Here is a 19,007-nt window from a genome sequence, read left to right as displayed (position 1 = left end):
TAGCCTGACGGCTATGCCACGTCATCCCGAGCGCAGCGAGGGAACTCCGGCACCAGGCAAGTATTTAAGGGAGAGCCCTCGCTGCGCTCGGGATGACGTCGGGAGTGGATTATTGTCTCCAAAAATTCAGACTTGGTTCCTCATCGGTCTCCATGGGTATGCCAGGAAACAAATCATCTAGCAATGCCTGCATTGGTGGTTGAAATGTGTACACACCATCCGGTATTTCTTCTGTGAATGGAAATCGGTAGGTTGTTCCAATCTCAGAATTTTCCTCTTGACGATGCCGTTTATCAGGCGCTGCTTGAGCCCCCTCTGCTTTGCGCTTTTTACTGCCAAAAAATGATTGAGAATTGCGCCCAGGCGAATCGATTGGAATGACGTCTTTAAGTGCGGGTAAATAGTTTGACAGGGTTTTAAGTTCACCAGGTTCAAGACGGTATATTAAATCGTCATACTCCACTGCGGATGGATTGAGGGCTGCTAACATGGGTTTGGCGGCCTCAAGGAATAGTACAATATCAAAATGCATACGCCTTTTCATAAAGAAAATCACATCATCAACAGAGCTGAGTATATTCGATAAAGATTGCTGCTGATTATTGCAAAAAGTTATAAATTTTTCCTGATTCGCGTTAAAAAGCTCAAGCATACTGCAAAAAATAATTCGAGCAGTTTGCTTGGGCAGTTTTTGGGTTAGCTCCGTTAAAATCAAGCTGGCTTGTTCAAGGCTTGAAAATCGTGGCAAGACTACCATAAACAATTCGTAGCATTGTGCAGGGGTTAAATACCTGCTGAACGATATAAAATCTTCGGGTGTATCAATTGCTTGCGGCAGAAAGTTAAATATCTTATCTATAACCGACTCGCGTTCATGTAACTTCACGCTGGACAGTGCAGAAAGAGCTATAGATTTGGAAGAATTGATTATTGTCAGTTTAGGTGTAATATGCTCTATCTGCTCCTTGCTTAAATAAGAAGAAATAGAAATTAACTCCACCAAATATTTAATATTTATAGGGATATAATTCTTTAATAGTTCAAATGCTTTTTTGCGCCCCTCATGATCTAAATGACTAAAAAGGACGGTAATTCTATAAGCATTTTTATCAGTCCATCGAGTCATTTCCTTTTCAAATAGATCAAATACTAATCGGCATTCTTCGTTTGAAAGCATATTAATGCTTATAAAATTCGATAAGTCAGAGAAAGACCTAATCAATACATTTAATTCCTGTGTAAGGCTTTTGAAAATGTAAGAACGCTGCACCTCATTCAAAAATTTTAACGGCCCCCATATAAAATCATTAGCTCTCTTGAATAACTCTGAAAGCACAAGGTTACTATAGATAAAATCATTAACAGTTTTCCGCTGAGTAGGCGAAAGATTAGTTAATAAAATATTCCAGTTTGCTGCTGAATCTACAAGGAGTCCTAACTGGGGAAAAATGAACTGGTGAAAAACTTTGTCTCTTTGTTGAAAATTACTAAATCGAAGAACATTGGAAATGGTGGTAACAGCATCCCAGTGGAAACTCGGTAAACGCGCTTCTATGCTTGAAAAAATAGAATCGGTTTGTTCTCGTGACTTACGCAGAAATTGACGTTCCTCTTCACAAAGCTTTTCTTCATGCTCGGAAGTGATTTCTGCTACCGAACTAAGCTTAGCAGGCAAAATCGCTTTATTGACAAGGCGCAATTGTTCAAGAGCGATAGGTTCAATAGTCTGTAGTAATGATTCGAAAGAGAGGATCTTTTCTGGATCTGTTAATGACATCATTAGGGAAAGGGGCCTAAGAGGTATTGGATGCCAATAAGTTTTTCTTAAAGCAGTATAGATTTGTTCTGGGGTTCGATTTTTCGTGAGCTTGTCTATTGGTATAATATCAAGCAACTCATTAAATTGTTCCTGAGTCAGCGTTTTGCATAAATCTAACAAATTCTGGGATGTTTTGACCCAGACCGGAAAACTCTGTTTATGTACTGAAAACAAATTCGCTGCTTCCTCAGGATTGAGTGAGGCATAGATCTTAATAAAAGCATTGAGGTTGTTTATAGTATCTATTTTTTCTTTCAATCCTTGGGGAAAAATGAGTGTTTGATGAGCGGGTGAAAGCGTATTATAAAGCTGAGTAAACTCTCCTATATTTTTTGGCAGCTTGGAAAGTCTTTCTTTCATATCATCGAATAAAGCCTGTTTCTGCGGAGTGTCTTTTAAAATACGCAATGAATATATTTTGCAGAAAGAGGGGCTAGTATTTATGAATTTAGGGAGTTCCTCTCTGATCAAATCTAAAATAGCTACTTGTTTATCTGAGCCCAGTTTCCTCATGAAGCCTGAAAATCTGCTTGGTTGTTGAATACAAAGTTTAATGAAGTACTGCTTTATCTGCTCGCTAATACCCTTGCATTTCTCTAAGTCCAAGGCACTAAAAAGATGAAGAAGCAAAGGAAGTAAACGACAAAGCTTTTTGTTTTCACCATCAAGAAGTGATTGACTTAAAGCGCCTAAAAGCGCATTCAATTTAGCAGGGGATGTGGTCAATGCAAAAAGAATCAGGGACTCGGTGTTTTGTGAATTGAGTAAAGAATCCGTTATTTCCTTGTCAGAACATATAGATGCAATCTCTTCTTCGCTTAGGCGTTCAAGCACTTCAAAATCCTGGGGATGAGTAAAGCTGAGTTTTAATGAAAAATGCGACAGCAATTTTCGGCTTAAATTTAGCTTGTCCTGGCCATTGAATGCTTCCTGATTAATAAGTTTCTTTTTTAAGAGGGCTTTTGCATCTTTAAAAGATTGCACTACCTCAGCAACTAACAATTGTTTTTTATCATCATTGATACCGATTTTGCTTAGTCTTGGAGCATGTTTTTTTATCAGCTTTTCTAGCTGATCCCCTAAAATTTTAAGACAGGTATTTGGATCTTCCTCGTTATTTTTTTTGAAAGCAAATTTCCTCAATTTCGAAAGGAGTCCAGCGAGTGTCGGTGGTATAGTAGTAACCAGAGTGGATGTTGGCTTGGAAATAAACCCTAATTTTGAAAGAACCTCATAAATAACCTGACGCGCCTGTTCCAGTTGATCCGAATTGGGTTGGTCCATCTTTACCAAGGGCTTTAGTGGGTTGATATAGTCCCTGATTTCGGATGGCAATTTATCAGCTGCATTTATAATTTTAACAATCAGGTCTTTGTCGAAAGCTTTAACACTAGGGGCAGTAAACTCACGCACTTTCTTGATAAAATCCCTGACCTCTTGGGGCTGTTCACTGTGATTATCCAGTTGATCATACCAGGCCAGGAAATCATAGATATTTTTATCAAAGAATTGACCTGCGGTTAATTCCTTTCCTACGCCGTGGACGCTATTTTCCCGCATTTTCTGGCGTAAGAGATTAAGCTGGCCTAGCAAATTGCCATTATCTAATGTTAGTGCATCAAGACGTTGTTTGGCTTCATAAATGGCCTGGGATTCAAAGCAGTGCTGAGCTAATCGATAAATTTCAGTACTGTTCATTTGGACTGAACTGGGTTCAGTATTATCATCGATATAGGGATTGTATATCGTGGGTATACCCGCATTTTCATCAAGCACCAGCATAGCGCGCAATGGGAGCAGATGAGTGCCAGCATCATTTAAAATATGAGTAGAAAGAATATGAACCAGATCCATATCCCATTCGTTTGCCTGGTTACGGACTGGTATTAAACAAGGATAGTCGTCATGAACAGATTCAACGCATTGCAAGCTGGGAATTAGAAACAACAGGGGATTTGCAGGCTCCCCATTTTCTGAATGCCGTTTGCTGGCGGCAACGACCTTGGCCGCTTCGCACCAGACTTTGGTGATTGGATGAGTCGGTAATGCAGTATAACAAAGCAGGTTGCCGGTTATGACCTTCCAGTTTTCAATCAGCGCTTGTTCGAGTGCCGCTAATGGATTCTCTGATTGTGAAACGCTGCGAAGCAGTTTGAAGCTGTGAATAGTATAGGCATGTATGGCTTGCTCATGGAGAGTATGCGCAGGGCCTGCTGCTTCATAATCTTCAATCAATTGTGGGAAAATGGTCTCAATGCTATTGAAAAATATTTGCTCTTTTTTATCCATTGTGTTCTTTCGTAAATCCAAGTGATTTCTGGAGTTGCTGCATAATATATTAATTATTCATTTTGTGCAATGGTTGATCATATCGGCTTTTTAAAATTAATCTATGATAATGATCTTAGCTATTATTTTTTAGTTCCATGCCCTCCCGAGCGTAGCGAGGGATCTCAGGCACCAGGCACGTATTTAAGGGAGATCCCTCGCTGGCGCTCGGGATGACGTCGGGAGTCGGTTATTATCTCGAAAAATTCAGGCTTGACTCCTCATTGAGTCTCCGTGGGTATGCCAGGAATACAAAAACCTTTCGGTCCCCCCGTCATCCCATAGCGGTCAGGCTAAGAATATCAGATCCCCTCTCCACCGCAGCGGGGGAGAGGGTTAGGGAGAGGGAGCTATAAACAAGGTCGCGTAGCGATTCATTAATCATATTTCTGTGGCGATGGTTTATTGCCACAACAAAATGGAATCACTAACGTGATAAATTTTTTAACCCCCTCACCCTACCCTCTCCCCCACGCTGCGCGCGGTGGAGAGGGGATAACATTACTTCTTAGCTTGACCGCTATGCCCCGTCATCCCGAGCGTAGCGAGGGATCTCCGGCACAGGCACGTATTTAAGGGAGAGTCCTCGCTGGCGCTGGGGATGACGTTGGGCCTGACACCTCATCGGTCTCCATTGGTATGCCAGGAAACAAATCATCCAGCAATGCCTGCATTGGTGGCTGTGAGGAATATAAATCATCCGGTGTTTTTTCTGAGGATAAAACCTGATAGCTTGTTACCATATCAGAGAGTTCGTCTCTTCGATGTCGTTTACCAGGCGCAGCCAGCTCTTCGTTTGCTTTGCGTTTTCTACTGCCAAAAAATGATTGAGGATTTAGCCCAGGTGAATCATTTGGAATGACCTCTTTAAGCGCAGGTAAATAGTTTGACAGGATTTTAAGTTCTCCAGTTTCAAGACGGTATATTAACTCGTCACACTCCTTTGTGGATGGAATGATGGCTGCCAAGAGGGGTTTGGCGGCTTCGAGGAATAGTCCAATATTAAAAAACATACGTCTTTTCATAAAGAAAATGACGTCTTCAACAGAGCTGAGCAAATTCGGTAAGGATTGCAGCTGATTATTGCAAAAAGTGTTGAAGTTTACTCGATCGTCGCCAAGAAACCCAAGCATAGTGAAAAGAATAGCTTGGGCAGTTTCCTTTGGTCTTGCTTTAATCAGAAGAGGCGAAATCATGAATGACTGTTCAATTTTGAGTCTGTCCAGAAATTCAAGACAAGAAGTTGTTGTGGTTAAACTGGATGACAATTGGGGAAATACTGTCAAAAACAATTTGTAACATTGTTCAGGGGTTAAATAGCTGCTGAGCAATATAAAATCTTCCAGCGACTTAATTTCCGCCGGGAGAAAATTAAATATCTTATCTATAACCGGCTCGCGTTCATGTAACTCAAGACGACTCAGTGCCGAGAAAGTTAAATTACTGATGGGCTTGATGGTCAGATTAGGTGCAATAGCATCTATCTGTTCTTTGCTTAAAAAACGTGAAATAGAAATTAAATCCATTAAAAATGTATACTCGTTAGGTATAAATTTCTTTAGCAGTTTAAATGCTTCTTTGCGCCCCTCATCGTCTAGATGAGCAAAAAGGACGGTAATTTTATAAGCACTTTTATCGACCCATCGAGTAATTTTCCTTTTAAACAGGTCAAACATTAACCGGCACTCTTTATTTGAAAGCTCATTAAGGCTTATAAAATTCGATAGATCAGAGAAAGAACTAATCGAATATGTTAATTCCTGTTTAAGGGTGTTGAGAATATGAGAACGCTGCCCCTCATTCAAAAATTGCATGGGGCCCCAGATGAAATCATTAGCTCCCCTGAATAAGTCTGAAAGCACAAGGTTACTATAGACAAAATCATTAACTGTTTCACGCTGAGCAGATGAAAGATGAGTTAATAAGACACCCCAGTTTGCTGCAGGAGCTACGAGGGAACTTAAGTGTGGCAAGATGAATTGGCGAAATATCAATTCTCTCTGTTGAATATTGCAATATTTAAGCACATAGGAAAGAGTCGAAATCGTATCCCAGCTAAGTTTTGGTAAGCACTCTTTAATGCTTAGAAAAAGATTTTCAATTTGTTCTCGTGACTTACGCAAAAAGAGACGCTCGGTCTCGTTAAGCTTTTCTTCATGCTCGGGAGTAATTTCTGTTACCGCACTAAGATAGGCAGGTGAAATTGCTTTATTGATTAGCCGTAATTGCTCAGAGCCAATAGGTTTAATAGCGTGTAGTAACGACTGGAAAGAGAGAATAGCGTCGGGATCTGCTAATGGAATCAGCAGGAAAAGGGATCTATGGGGTATTGATCCCTCATACTTTTTATCAAACACAGAATATATTTCTTCAGGAGTTACTTTTTTCTTAAGCTGAAGCTTGAGCTTGTCTATTGGTATGATATCGAGCAATTCATTAAAGTGCTCCTGGGTCAGGATTTTGCATAACTGTAATAAATGTCGGGAGGTTTTGACCCAAACCGGGAAACGCTCTTTATGTACTGAAAACAAATTCGCTGCTTCATCAGAGCTGAGTGAGGCATAGATCTTAATAAAATCATTAAGACTTTTTATATTATCTATTTTCTTTTTTAATCCCTCAGGAAATACAAGTTCCCGATGAGCAGGTAAAAGCGTTCTATAAAGATGTGTCCACTCACCTAAATTCTTCGGCAATCCAGCAAGCTTCTCTCTCATGCTATTGAATAAAGCTTCTTGTTGCGGGGTACCTTCCAAAATATACAGTGAGTATATTTTACAGAAAGATGCGTTGGTAGTGATCGATTTTGGCAGTTCATCTTGTATTGAATCCAAAATAACAATTTGTTTATCTGAATCAAGTTTGTCCACCAGGCTTGTGAATTTACCTGTCTTTAAAATACAGAGTTGAGTAGAATACTGTTTTATCTGCTCGCAGATACCCTTGCATTTTTCTATGTCCAAAGCACTAAAAAGATGAAGAAGCAAAGGAACTAAACGATCCAGTTTTTTATTATCCCCGTCAAGCAATGATTGACTTAAAGCGCCTATGAGCGCATTCAGTTTCGCAGGGGATGTGGTCAATGCAAAAAGGATTAGCGGCTCAGTATTTTCTGAATTTAGTAACGAATCTGCTGTCTCTTTGTCAGAGCAAATGGGTCCAATTTCATCTTCTTTCAGGTATTCAAAAACTTCAAAATCCTGAGGGTGATTAAAACTGGGTTTTAAAGAAAAATGCGACAACAGTTCGCGGCTTAATTTTAGCTTGTCGTAGCCATTTAATTCTCTATGTTCATTAAGTTTACTTTTTAGGGTGGATTTCGCATCTTTAAAAGATTGGAGTACTTCAGAAATTAATAATTGTTTCTTCTCATTACTGATGCCGATTTTACTTAATGTTGGAGCATGTTTTTTTATCAGTTTTTCTAGTTTATCCCCTAAAATTTTCAGACAGGTATTTGGATCCTCCTGGTTATTTTTTTTAAAAGCAAAAGTCCTCAGTCTGGAGAGGTATACAAAAAGTGTCGGGGGAATACTGACTTGATCGGATGTCTCGCCAGAAATAACCCCTAATTTTGAAAGAACCTCGTAAATAACCTGGCGTGCCTGTTCCAGTTGATCCAGATTCGGTTCGTTCATATCCACTAAGGGCTTTAGAGGATTGATATATTTCTGAAATATACCCTTGACTTCGGCTGGCAGTTTTTCAGCTGTATTTATAATTTTAACAATCAGATCTTTGTCGAAAGCTCTAATACTAGGGGCAGTAAACCCACGGACTTTCTGGATAAACTCCCTGACTTTTTCAGGTTCTTCACTGTGATCATCCAGTTGATCATACCAGGCCAGGAAATCATAGATATTTTTATCAAAGAATTGACCTGCGGTTAATTCTTTTCCAACACCGTGGACGCTATTTTCCCGCATTTTCTGACGTAAGAGATTGAGCTGGCCTAGCAAATTGCCATCATTTAATGTCAGTGCGTCGAGTCGTTGTTTGGTTTCATAAATTGCCTGGGATGCAAAGCAGTGCTGAGCTAATCGATAAATTTCGTTACTGTTCATTTTGACTGAACTGGGTTCAGTTTCATCATCGAAATAGGGATTATATATATCGGGTGTACCAGCGTTTTCGTTAAAAACCAGCATCGCACGCAAGGGCAGTAAGTGAGTGCCAGCATCATTTAATATATGAGTAGAAAGAATATGAACCAGATCCATATCCCATTCTTTTGCCTGATTAAGGACTGGTACTAAACAAGGATAGGAATCATACACTGACTCGACGCATTGCAGGCTGGGAATTAAAAATAACAGAGGATTTGCAGGCTCCCCATTTTTTGAATGCGGTTTGCTGGAGGCGACGACTTTGGCCGCTTCGCACCAGATTTTAGTGACTGGATGATGCGGTAATGCAGTATAGCAAAGCATGTTGCCGGTTATGAGATTCCAGTTTTCAATCAGCGCTTGTTCGAGTGCCGCTACTGGATTCTCCGATTGTAAAACGCTGCGAAGCAGTTTGAAGCTGCGAATAGTATAGGCATGTATGGCTTTTTCATGGAGAGTATGCGCAGCCCCTGCTGCTTCATAATCGTCGATCAATTGTGGGAAAATGGTAACAATGCTATTGAAAAATATTTGCTCTTTTTTATCCATTGTGTTCTTTCGTAAATCTTGGTGATTACAGGAGTTGCTTTATGATAATTTAATTATTCACTTTGCGCAATGGTTGAGCATATTGGTTTTTGAAGTTGGTCTTCGCACTCGCTTTAAATGGATTCTGTAATTTATCTCGCTAAGGTTTCATCTTCTTTTTATTCACAGCCGTTGATTTTTTCTCAGCCGCTGCTGTAGCATTTGGTCTTCCCCCCGGAATTTCGTATCCCGTAACAGGATCGATTGCATATCTGCCGCCCGCTAAATCATCGAGCTGGTCATCTGATATTTTTTTATAATTTTTCTGAGCAGGTTTTTTGGAACTTGACATGATAAGTTTACTCAAAAAGATCTCTCTTTTTAAATTAGTATTTGTAGCTGGAAATATCAAATATTTTCCCCTGATTTTCATGATTGTCAGAAAAACAGGGGAGGGTTTTATACACTAAATGAGTTGTTCAATAGAGTTACTCATATTGAGGCAAACTAATCGCATTTGAGACTGACTTTATCATCCCCAGGACTTTGTTCGAGCGTTCTTCTGCAATCTCCTTGGAAACTTCATCATCTACCAGAAAAGATTTGCTCACCCAGACACCAAATTCCTGATTGGCATCAACAAGGGGACGCAGAAGCTCATTATAACGAGCAAACGCCTGTATATAATTTCCATTCGCAGCTTTTAATTCTCCCGCCAGGATATAAGCTCCCACAAAAGCCAAATTATTACCTTGCCCGGATAAGGGTGAAGGGCAATAGCCCGCATCACCGACCAGCGCAATTCGCCCTTTGGTCCAACTATTCATTTTGACTTGCATAATCGCATCAAAATAAAAATCATCACTTTCTGGCATTCGATTTAAAATATTTTGGGTTTCCCAGCCAAAATCACGAAAATTATCACACAGGAATTGTTTTTGTTCCTGCTCATCGCGAGGATTTTTGAGCAAATGCTCTGAGCGGAACATAAACCCTGCTCTCGCGATTTCAGGATTGTTATCGCTATTGATTGATACCATTTTGCAATTGGCTTCACATTCCAGGTCTATGTGACTCAATCCAAGATAATTCGGAATAGTAAATGTACTAAGATATGAACCCAGGTGAACCAGTTGATATTCATTTTTATTAAAAATCATGCGTCTGGTAGCGGAGTGTATGCCATCTGCGGCAATCACCAGGTCGTAATTAATCACTTGGCCATCATTGTAATGAACCAGTACGCCATCAGCACTCTGCTCCATGCGTATGATGTATTGATCAAAATCACAAGGGACATCAGTGATGGTGCTCATGAGAATTTCAACCAAATCACCGCGAAGAATTTCCACTTCGTCATCTTGCCTGAATCCAAATTCCTCACCCTGTACTTCGTGCAAAACCTTACCTTCTGAATCAACATAGCGGCCGCATTCAATTCGCGTACGCATATCACATATCTGCTCATAGATACCCATATCTCTGGCGATATGAGTGGCTATGCCGCGAACATCCAGAGCTTGCCCTCCTGTCCTAATGGAAGCAGCTTTCTCAATCAGACATGGCGAAAACCCAAATCTTTTCAGCCAATAACAAATAGCTGGACCCGCTACTCCAGCACCAATTACGAGAATTTTGATATCTTTAGACATTGAGAATTACCTGAATGCTGCCTCTGATTAAAAGGGCCTGTGTTAACTTTATCCTGGTTAGCTGCTGCTTTACCTGGTCAGTTAAAAGTGTTTTACAAGCGCTTATCCAGTTAATGTGCCACCATTGGACATAATGTGGATTAATCACGCGAACGTAACATAGACGCTTAAAAAATGTCAATAATTAATCATTCATTTGAAATTGCGATTCCATTTGAAAGAGCTGAACTGGAATTATCTTTGTCAGAGAGGCTGACAGGCCTTGGCATCTGGTTCTTATTAAATATTCTATGCGCGTTTGAAGCACTCTTTAGAGCAGACAAAGGAGAGTTCACATAATTTAAAAAACCTTCCAATGTCCGTTCAACAGATTGATATCGATTGCAAAAAGTTAACAAGTGATTCTTTAATTCTTTGATAGTCAGCCTGGCAGTAAGTTCCACCGGGGTTTCGCGAATGTCTATTCCTAATTTCAATGCTTTAATTAAGGTTGAAATTTCTGCTTTTTTTATTATAGCTGGCATTCTTATTGTCTCATCGCAAGCAATTTGCCCATTAAACAGCTGTTGAACAGACTCCTCATTTTTGCTCACCATTACAACTTTCAATGTTTCGCCCTCATCGAGCGGCATTTTTAATTTATCGCGCAGATAAATGCGGGGATTAAAGTGGCAGGAAGTAATGTCTTCCATATTGTCAATTATTAAGATACCCTGCTCGTAGCTTATAGCCTTAAAAAAACAGTCATCAATATATTTTTCCTGGTCTTTAGGGGATAAATTAACAAGTTCTCCCGCTTTCATATACACGATTTTATCGGGTTGTTCCGGGAATAGGTTCAAAGCGCAGCTTGTGGTTCCAGTACCCTGTTTTCCTGTAACATTCACAATCATCGGGTTTAAGTAAGCAAAACTGTTTTCTTTATCAAGGAGAGCAGCAAGATTTTTTCTCAGAGAGTCATTCCAGGGGCAGAAAACGCGTGATTGCAATAATTCCCGCTCCGTTTTTTTCCGTCGATTCTTTTTAATCGCATCATCAAGACAGGATAGGAACTGCGTATCATTAAGCGGAATAATCTGGCTTGAGTCTTCAATTTTATACTTGCCATTATCAAAACTGACGAGCTGAGAGACACCAAATCGCTTCATAGTGCTGTCAATAAAAGCTTTTATGCCGGCACCGCTTAATCCCTCCGATTTCTCTGCAAGCATTTCAATGTCCAATGAGGCCTGAACTTTATTTTTTTCCTGAAGAGGGCACAAATACAGGCGCAAAATAGCCAGGCGATCTTTATAATTTGGCAATCCAATATTAATATGTACATCAAGACGCCCGGGGCGTATTAATGCCTCATCCAAACGTTCAAAATAATTGGTTAAACCAATAATCATCAGATTCTCAATGGCATCTACACCATCAAGATAGGTTAAAAGTGTCGTAGTTAGATCGGCTTTAATTTGCCTGTTAAGATCCTCACCAGAGCTATCACGAGAGCAGACCAGTGCATCCATTTCATCGATAATGACCACATAGGTTACCGCGGGGTTTTTTTTCGCCTCGTCCAGAATGCGGCGAAGATTTTCAGCTGACTGGCCTACGTATTTTGAGATTAAAGCAGGCCCATTAATAACCGTCACATTCTCTTTCCCAATAAAGTCATTAGCAATAGTACGGGCTATCAATGTTTTACCTGTGCCGGGGGGACCATATAATATGCCGCCACGTGGTAACTTAAGATCAGTTGCTTCCAATTGTTCTGGAGAAAGTGATCGGGGTATGAATAATTGCTCTACAATGAATTGCGTTTCATCAGTATAACCGGCTACTCCGTGCTTATCCCAGGCGAGCGTTATTTTTTCTCTGATTTTCATATATTCAGGTACAGGCACAGGCTCTTGTATGGGCTGAACCTCTTCTTCAGGCGCATAAGATAACGGTTGCAAGTGAGTCTGGTCCGTACTCACTTCGCTTCTACTTTCCATTAGAAACTGTGCCGGAGGTTTTTGTATTTTGAAGGGAGGAAACCATGATGGGGGTAATACATTTAAATGATTAAAAAGGAAGGCGATTTTGATTAAATGCAGTTTGTTTTCAGCCACTTCAGGCTCAAAAACAACTTCTTCGCCACTCGACATTTTTTGATAATAACTATTTATCAGTTTCTGACTAAACTCTTTTATTGAATAGCCCTTGATACATGCCAGGCTATACGCATTTAAATGAGCAATAAGTGCATCGTTGTTAATATTGATTCGGTTATTGCGGGTAGACTGATGTTCTGCCAGAAGGTTCAAGCAGGTATAACATTCTTCAAATTGCTTTAATTGACTTAAAATCTTAATTTTAAGATTCATTGCATAGCTGTATACTTTCGAGCCAGTCCAGGAAACACTATCCAGATTTTGCAGGACCAGATCAATGAGATCTATAGTCTCCTGAGCTGATAATTGAGTTTTATATACCTCCAGATACTTAATTATTTGTTCTTTATATTTAGTCTGGGTTATAGAAGATAATCTGAGAAATAATTCTGAAAGATATGTTATGCATTCTACTTTTTTATTCAGGGCCTTAGTACACTCAACAAGGCCCTCTAATACATCGATATATTGGGGGCTTGCAGTATTTGAGTCCAATTCGAGATCGTCATAAACAATGTCTAGCAGATCAAATGCTTCATTATATTGGTGGCTAGTTTTATAAAGTGTTGCGAGTACCATACGGTTTTTAAATAATTTTTCTTTTATTTCCTCTTCATCCACCGGCCCTGAAAGCAACGATAATATTGAATTTGCTCTTTTAAGCTGTTCCTCAAGTTTTTTTATTTTTTGTTTTATTTCTTCTATATTATCGTGCATGGTAAACCTTAAGAAAACGTAACTCCCCAGGTACGTCATCCTGAGCATCTGGTACGTCATCCTGAGTGTAGCGAAGGATCTCACTGCTTAGAACTGAGCCAGAGTCAGGAGATCCTTCACTGCGTTCAGGATGACGTGCCTGGGGAGGTACAAGAAAACAAAGTCACTGGATTAGGAAACGAAGTCTGCCACCGCCTTGCAAACAATGTCTATCTCTTCCTCAGTGTTATAATAATGGAGCGACGCTCTGACCAGGGCATCAAGTCCTCTGGATTGAAGATCCAGTCGGGCAAATTCCATCACCGATACAGTGACATTGATCCCTTGTTCACGCAGTGCCTGTTTAATCTCAGCAGGGGTTTTGTTTTTGGTAGAAAACGTGATAATCCCGCATTGATCTTTTCCTAAATCCTGGAGCGTAAGCCCAGGGATTTGCTCGAGTTTACTGCGAAAGAGTCTGGATAAATTCTGGATTCTTTGCCAGATATTTTCCATGCCGATATCAAGCGCATAGCGTACTGCCGCGCTTAGGCCTAATTTCCCGGCATAATTTTGTTCCCATGTTTCAAAACGTCTGGCATCAGGCATGAGTTCATAAGCATCCAATGAACTCCAGTTTGCAGCATGTAAATCGATAAAAGGTGGATTGCAATCGTTGATGATGCGCTCGCTGGCATATAAAAAGCCAGTACCTCTTGGCCCTCGCAAAAATTTTCGCCCGGTACCGCAAAGAAAATCGCAGCCAATTTGTTGAACATCGATGGGCATCTGGCCCACTGACTGGGTTGCATCCAACAAATAAGTGACGCCCTGTTTTTTGGCAAGATGTCCCGCTTCTATTGCTGGATTAATTAATCCCCCTTGAGTGGGAACATGAGTAATCGCCAGCAATTTTACCGAAGAGTCAAGCATGGATTCCAAAGCATTTAAATCCAGTTGCCCGTCACGGTCATCAGGGATTACTTCTATTTTTACGCCTTTCTGCCGGGCCACATGCAAAAAAGAAAGATAGTTGCTGGCATATTCATTCATGGCCGTGAGTATGCGATCACCGGGTTTAAAATCCAGACTATAGAACGCCATATCCCAGGCTCGAGTAGCATTTTCGGTGAAAGCCACCTCATGAGGCTGGCAGTTAATCAGTTCGCTGATATTGCGGTAAAAACCGTTAATCTCATCGGCCTTAAGCTCTTCAGCTTCATAGCCCCCGATACTCGCCTCCAGATCAAGATAGTTTTTGACTGTATTGGTGACCACTGCGGGGGGCAGGGAGGTACCTGCGTTATTAAAATGAACTACTTGTTCAGAACCCGGCGTTTCTTCACGCAGTTGTTTGATATTTAATTGTTTCAATTAATAGTCTCCACCAAAGATTGAATTACGATATCCCAGCCATTAATAAGAACAAAAACCAGAATTTTTATTGGTACTGACAAACTCGCCGGAGGCAGCATCATCATTCCCATCGTCATTAACAAACCTGATACAATTAGATCGATTAGTAAAAACGGCAGAAAAATCATAAATCCAATTTGAAATGCGGTTTGCAATTCGCTTAATAAAAATGCCGGGATTAGTTGAAGCAGTTTTATCTCGTCAATGTTATCAGGTAGAGGTTCTTTCGCAAGCTCCAGTAATAGTTGTAAATCCTTTTCACGGGTCTGATGAAGAAGAAATTGTTTTATTGGCTCTTTCGCTTTATCGATGGCTAATTCAAAATTAATTTTTTGCTCCATGAACGGTTGATAAGCTTCGGAGTAAAGGACCTTTCCAACTGGCATCATGGTATAAAATGTCAGGAAAAGAGCCAGGCTCATAAGCACCGTGTTCGGGGGTGTTTGTTGTAAACCAAGTGCTGTGCGCAGCATCGACAGCACAACCACGATGCGGGTAAAGGAGGACAACATAATCAAAATACTGGGCGCAAGACTTAAAACGGTCAGCAAGCCAAAAACTTTAAGTGCAGGAGCAATCGTTTCCTGATTAAAAGACATAGCGCCGAGGAAACTGGTGTCCGCAGAAGCAGCGAAATGAGAATAGCTTAATAACGCAATCCAGCACAGGTATTTCATTTCTGGCTCTCATTCAGGGAATGAAAGCAGAGGCCTTTCTGGTTTTCCGCCAGCAAAAAACGATGCTCCTGGTATTCAAGAAGATAAATAACGGTTTTATTATTGAGATAGGTCTTTTCAAGCAACCGGCAACCGGTGGATGGTTTTTTATGTTTTTTAAGATGTAAATACAGCACAGCCAGGCTTAATATAAAAAATGGAAGCCCATAATTGAACCATCCCATTCCACTGTTTACGGGTGTTTTAAAGGCTAGGGCCGAGTTAGAAAACGCTTCTTTGCTAAAAAAGTTTAAAATAATCATAGAAAACAATGGCACTTTCATTGGGCAACCTCGAGAATCTGCACTGCAAAATAATCATCGCAGCTCATTAACTCGCCTCTTGCAAACACTTGATTGTTTAGCAGCAGATCAACCGGCTCATTTGTTTTCTGTAAGAGATTAAGCACTTTGCCTCGGGTCAATTGCTTTAATTCAGCAATAGTGAGTTTAAGGCTGCCTATGCGGATTTGACATTCCACCTCAACATTTCCCAGTAGTCCCAGGTAATCGGCCTTAACAGTGTCAGTGGTATCTTTGACTTGCAGTTCAGGGAAATGAATTTTTTTAACCAGAGTTGTCATATTAATTACTCGCTATTTGAATGGATTTATAGCCATCATTGATCCCCTTGTGCACAGTACACAAAGTGAGCTGCTGATGCTTTAAAAGCAGATCCTCATTTTGCGGATGATCTGTTTTGATCACTTCCCCGGGTTTTAGTGTCAGTAAATCAGCAAGATTCATGGTAAAAGAAAGCAGTTTGATCTCCAGTTCGAGTGGCTCGTCTGACAGGTTATTTTCAAGCGGCGACAAGGGAGCGTTGCCGGAAAGCACTGGTAATTGCTCGACAACCCAGCGGGGATGAAGAAAAAGACTTATAGTAGTCTGTCCAAATGTCAGCTCTAATTCCAGACAGGGTGAACCCCAGTAAAACCATTCCTGACTGTCCAGCTGTTCTTCCTGTGTGGAGAGATGCTTGTCCTTAAATAATGCAGATAACAATTCATGGATGATTTGTTCGTTTACACCACGAAAGCACGAACTGCTGCTTCCAAAAATAACGTGCTGTAAATTTTCAAAAAAAGCGGGTGGGATAAATCCGATTAATTCCCCTTTCTGATTATACAGGTACAGCATTCGGCTTGCCTCGACAGGGCGAGTTCTTTGCAAATAAACGGATGCCGTCGACAGGGTATAGACATCATTCCAGGCCTGCAAAACCCTATGGAAATGCTGGCTAAGCCTGTTAATTTCACTTGGGTTAATCAATCGATAAGGTTTAAGTGTTTGATTCATTTTCTATACAGCTCTTCCAATAATTGTTTATCAATATCCATAATTTGCGAGCAGGCCTGAAACATTCTTTGCAGCACCACAATTTGAGCAAATTCGGTGGTAGGGTCGACATTGGATTGTTCCAGTGTCTTGGGCTGAATCTTGCCTTTTCCTTCTTTATTGGCAAGACCAATATGGCGAAACTTGTCATTTTTAACACGAAAAAGGTTGTTTTCCGTTTGTACAAGCGTATGTTCCATATCATCGAATGTGGCCAATGCAAGATGAGAACCTTCCAGTTTCTGACCGTTATCGAAGGAGTAGGTGATTTGACCGTTGAAATCAAACCCGAAATCGATTTGCCGGCCTTCCCCATAACCGTCCTGTTTGTACACTTCGATATTAGTGAAGGGGTTGTTTGATGTCCATTTATCCAGTTGCACCGAGCTTTCGGCATTACTGTCGCGATCGCCCAGTTGCAGGCAGACCGACTGTGTACCGTTTAGCAGGAAACGAATGCAATTGCTGCCTTCTTTACCTTTGCCGCCTGAATTACTGTCGAATACCAGTTCCTGGGGATTGAATGTAACATCGCCATCGTAGCAGCGAATATTTTTTAGGGTCCAGGTTTCTCCATCATTGAATTTTACCTGGGAATCTTCACTGCGTTCTAACTCAATAGTCACTTGATGAACTTTGCCGTTTGCATCATAAATGCTGCCTACATTGAATTGGATAGGCTCATACTTATTCTCTTTCTTACTGTCATTTTTATCAGGCTCAGGCACTGGTACTGGTACTGTAGCATCTTCCTTGATTGGTTTACTGACTAGATTTCCTTTCAGATTGACGACCGAGGTGGCTTTTCCAGGACATTTAAGCGGACCTTTTTCCTGGATAGGTACGAGTTGATGGTTTTTATCATAGCCCATAACCAATCCCTCGCTATGCTGGTCAAACAAAAGGCCCTCCTGATTGAAACCAAACTCACCGTCTCGCGTGTACAGCAGTTCTCCGCTTTGAAGGCGCACGATGAAAAAGCCATTGCCATCAATAGCCAAATCCCCGGCATTGCCTGTATTAACGTAAGTGCCTGCTTTAAAATTGGTTTGCTGGCCCTTAATCGAAACTCCCAGCCCTGTACCTTGCTGACCGTGATCACCTCCCAGGGAGGAATAAAAGACATCACTGCGCTTAAATCCCGGGCTTTGCATATTGGAGACATTATGGGAGGTATTTTGCAAGCCATAACTTGCTGCCATCATGCCGCTCATGCTGGTGTAATAAGTATTGCTCATTTGTATCTCCCTAGCTTACTTCACTCACATCGAGCAGTGTCTTCTTAACGTAGCCCCCATTGACGCTGATATTGAGAAGGGGAGGAGAGCTATCAGGAAATTCAATGTCAATTACTTTGCCGAGCTGATTGCTATCTCGCAGTTTGACTGATTTTTGCAAAAGCATCAGACTTTGACTGCTACTTGTCAGCTCAAGCAGTCGCCTCAGACTCTCATTCGTACTACGCGCTTCCTGCAGTGAGGAAAACTGGGCCATCTGTGCCATAAACTCGCGGTTATCAATAGGCTTTAGAGGATCCTGATAGGTTAACTCCTTTGTGAAAAGCTGTAAGTAATCGGTTTGACTGATATTATTTTCCTGTGCGGGTTGAACTGGGCTGCTCATTGTATTACTCCATTAATGACTAACTTTTTTAATAAAAATCCTTTGGAACTAATAAGCTGACGAATCTGACGGCTGATTTCCTTAGCTTGTGAAAGGAACTCCCCGGGTAGTCCAATAGCCAGCTGCACTTCACCATCCTCAATGAACAGTTGAAACTGGTCCAAAGAACGTTTGGGAATGGAGGGGGCTGATAAAGAAGGAGCAAGGTTTTCTTTCCTTGTACTGCTGTCAAAACGAAAGGAATTAAAAGAAAACCCCGGACATTCCTGCTCAAAATAGTTTTCTATCAGCTCGCGTAAATCATTTTCCAGATAAATTATTCTACTAAAAGGAGGCTTTTCAGTTTGCGTTGCTGCCAGCATTTGTCTGGAAGGAACCTTGGGTTCTGACAAAACTAATTCGCCGGGAGTATTCAAGTTCGCTTCATGGTCAGAGTCTGGATATTGATATGCTTCTTTTGAAAAATTGCTCTTAAAGTGAAGATCATTTTTCTGAAGTTGATCCAAATGTTCAACGTAATAGGAGTCTACCTGGGGCGAATGTTGATTAAGCCACAATGAAAAGGGTTTAGCGGCAGAGGAGTGCCTGGAAAATGCGTCAAAAGCTGCAGGTTGGTTTGTTATTTTCATATCGTCTTCCTTGTTC

Annotated in this window: 13 protein-coding genes; all 13 read right to left on the bottom strand. The window is 40.9% G+C overall.

All coding sequences use genetic code 11. The features are described from left to right. Window positions 1–109: 109 nt before the first annotated feature. The 13 genes from B1207_RS05945 to B1207_RS05885 all read right to left on the bottom strand — a co-directional run bounded on the left by B1207_RS05945 (window position 110) and on the right by B1207_RS05885 (window position 18,991). Window positions 110–4,108, bottom strand: coding sequence for a hypothetical protein (locus B1207_RS05945; protein ID WP_112219082.1), 3,999 nt, complete (start codon window positions 4,106–4,108; stop codon window positions 110–112). A gap of 611 nt (window positions 4,109–4,719) precedes the next feature. Further along, complete coding sequence (locus B1207_RS05940; protein ID WP_112219081.1) at window positions 4,720–8,802, bottom strand: hypothetical protein; 4,083 nt, start codon at window positions 8,800–8,802, stop codon at window positions 4,720–4,722. Between the two features lie 139 nt (window positions 8,803–8,941). Next, on the bottom strand, window positions 8,942–9,214 hold the full coding sequence (locus B1207_RS05935) for a hypothetical protein (RefSeq protein WP_172458149.1): 273 nt from the start codon (window positions 9,212–9,214) through the stop codon (window positions 8,942–8,944). A gap of 55 nt (window positions 9,215–9,269) precedes the next feature. After that, window positions 9,270–10,433: a tetracycline destructase gene (locus B1207_RS05930; protein WP_112219079.1), complete on the bottom strand. Its 1,164-nt coding sequence runs from the start codon at window positions 10,431–10,433 to the stop codon at window positions 9,270–9,272. A gap of 188 nt (window positions 10,434–10,621) precedes the next feature. After that, on the bottom strand, window positions 10,622–13,291 hold the full coding sequence (locus tag B1207_RS05925) for an AAA family ATPase (RefSeq protein ID WP_172458147.1): 2,670 nt from the start codon (window positions 13,289–13,291) through the stop codon (window positions 10,622–10,624). A gap of 171 nt (window positions 13,292–13,462) precedes the next feature. Continuing rightward, the gene (locus B1207_RS05920; RefSeq protein ID WP_112219077.1) at window positions 13,463–14,644 is read right to left on the bottom strand and encodes an aminotransferase class V-fold PLP-dependent enzyme; all 1,182 of its coding nucleotides are present in this window, start codon (window positions 14,642–14,644) and stop codon (window positions 13,463–13,465) included. Then, window positions 14,641–15,363, bottom strand: a complete 723-nt coding sequence (fliP, locus tag B1207_RS05915) for a flagellar type III secretion system pore protein FliP (protein WP_112219076.1) — start codon at window positions 15,361–15,363, stop codon at window positions 14,641–14,643. Before fliP ends, B1207_RS05920 begins: the two co-directional genes overlap by 4 nt. Next, complete coding sequence (locus B1207_RS05910) at window positions 15,360–15,686, bottom strand: hypothetical protein (protein WP_112219075.1); 327 nt, start codon at window positions 15,684–15,686, stop codon at window positions 15,360–15,362. The genes fliP and B1207_RS05910 overlap by 4 nt, the downstream gene beginning before the upstream one ends. Further along, window positions 15,683–15,985, bottom strand: coding sequence for a FliM/FliN family flagellar motor switch protein (locus tag B1207_RS05905; RefSeq protein ID WP_112219074.1), 303 nt, complete (start codon window positions 15,983–15,985; stop codon window positions 15,683–15,685). Before B1207_RS05905 ends, B1207_RS05910 begins: the two co-directional genes overlap by 4 nt. Before the next feature lies 1 nt (window position 15,986). Continuing rightward, the gene (locus tag B1207_RS05900; protein WP_112219073.1) at window positions 15,987–16,700 is read right to left on the bottom strand and encodes a FliM/FliN family flagellar motor switch protein; all 714 of its coding nucleotides are present in this window, start codon (window positions 16,698–16,700) and stop codon (window positions 15,987–15,989) included. Beyond that, window positions 16,697–17,977 (bottom strand): flagellar hook-basal body complex protein, encoded by a 1,281-nt coding sequence (locus B1207_RS05895; RefSeq protein ID WP_112219072.1) that lies wholly within the window; start codon window positions 17,975–17,977, stop codon window positions 16,697–16,699. Before B1207_RS05895 ends, B1207_RS05900 begins: the two co-directional genes overlap by 4 nt. Before the next feature lie 10 nt (window positions 17,978–17,987). After that, on the bottom strand, window positions 17,988–18,362 hold the full coding sequence (locus B1207_RS05890; RefSeq protein ID WP_112219071.1) for a flagellar hook assembly protein FlgD: 375 nt from the start codon (window positions 18,360–18,362) through the stop codon (window positions 17,988–17,990). Further along, window positions 18,359–18,991 (bottom strand): hypothetical protein, encoded by a 633-nt coding sequence (locus B1207_RS05885; RefSeq protein WP_112219070.1) that lies wholly within the window; start codon window positions 18,989–18,991, stop codon window positions 18,359–18,361. Before B1207_RS05885 ends, B1207_RS05890 begins: the two co-directional genes overlap by 4 nt. Window positions 18,992–19,007: the final 16 nt, after the last annotated feature.

Source organism: Legionella quinlivanii (genome assembly GCF_003265995.1).
In the GTDB taxonomy this organism is placed as follows: Bacteria; Pseudomonadota; Gammaproteobacteria; order Legionellales; family Legionellaceae; genus Legionella_C; species Legionella_C quinlivanii_A.
Note: the sequence above shows the minus strand (reverse complement) of the source record. Positions and strands in the feature narration are given on the sequence as shown.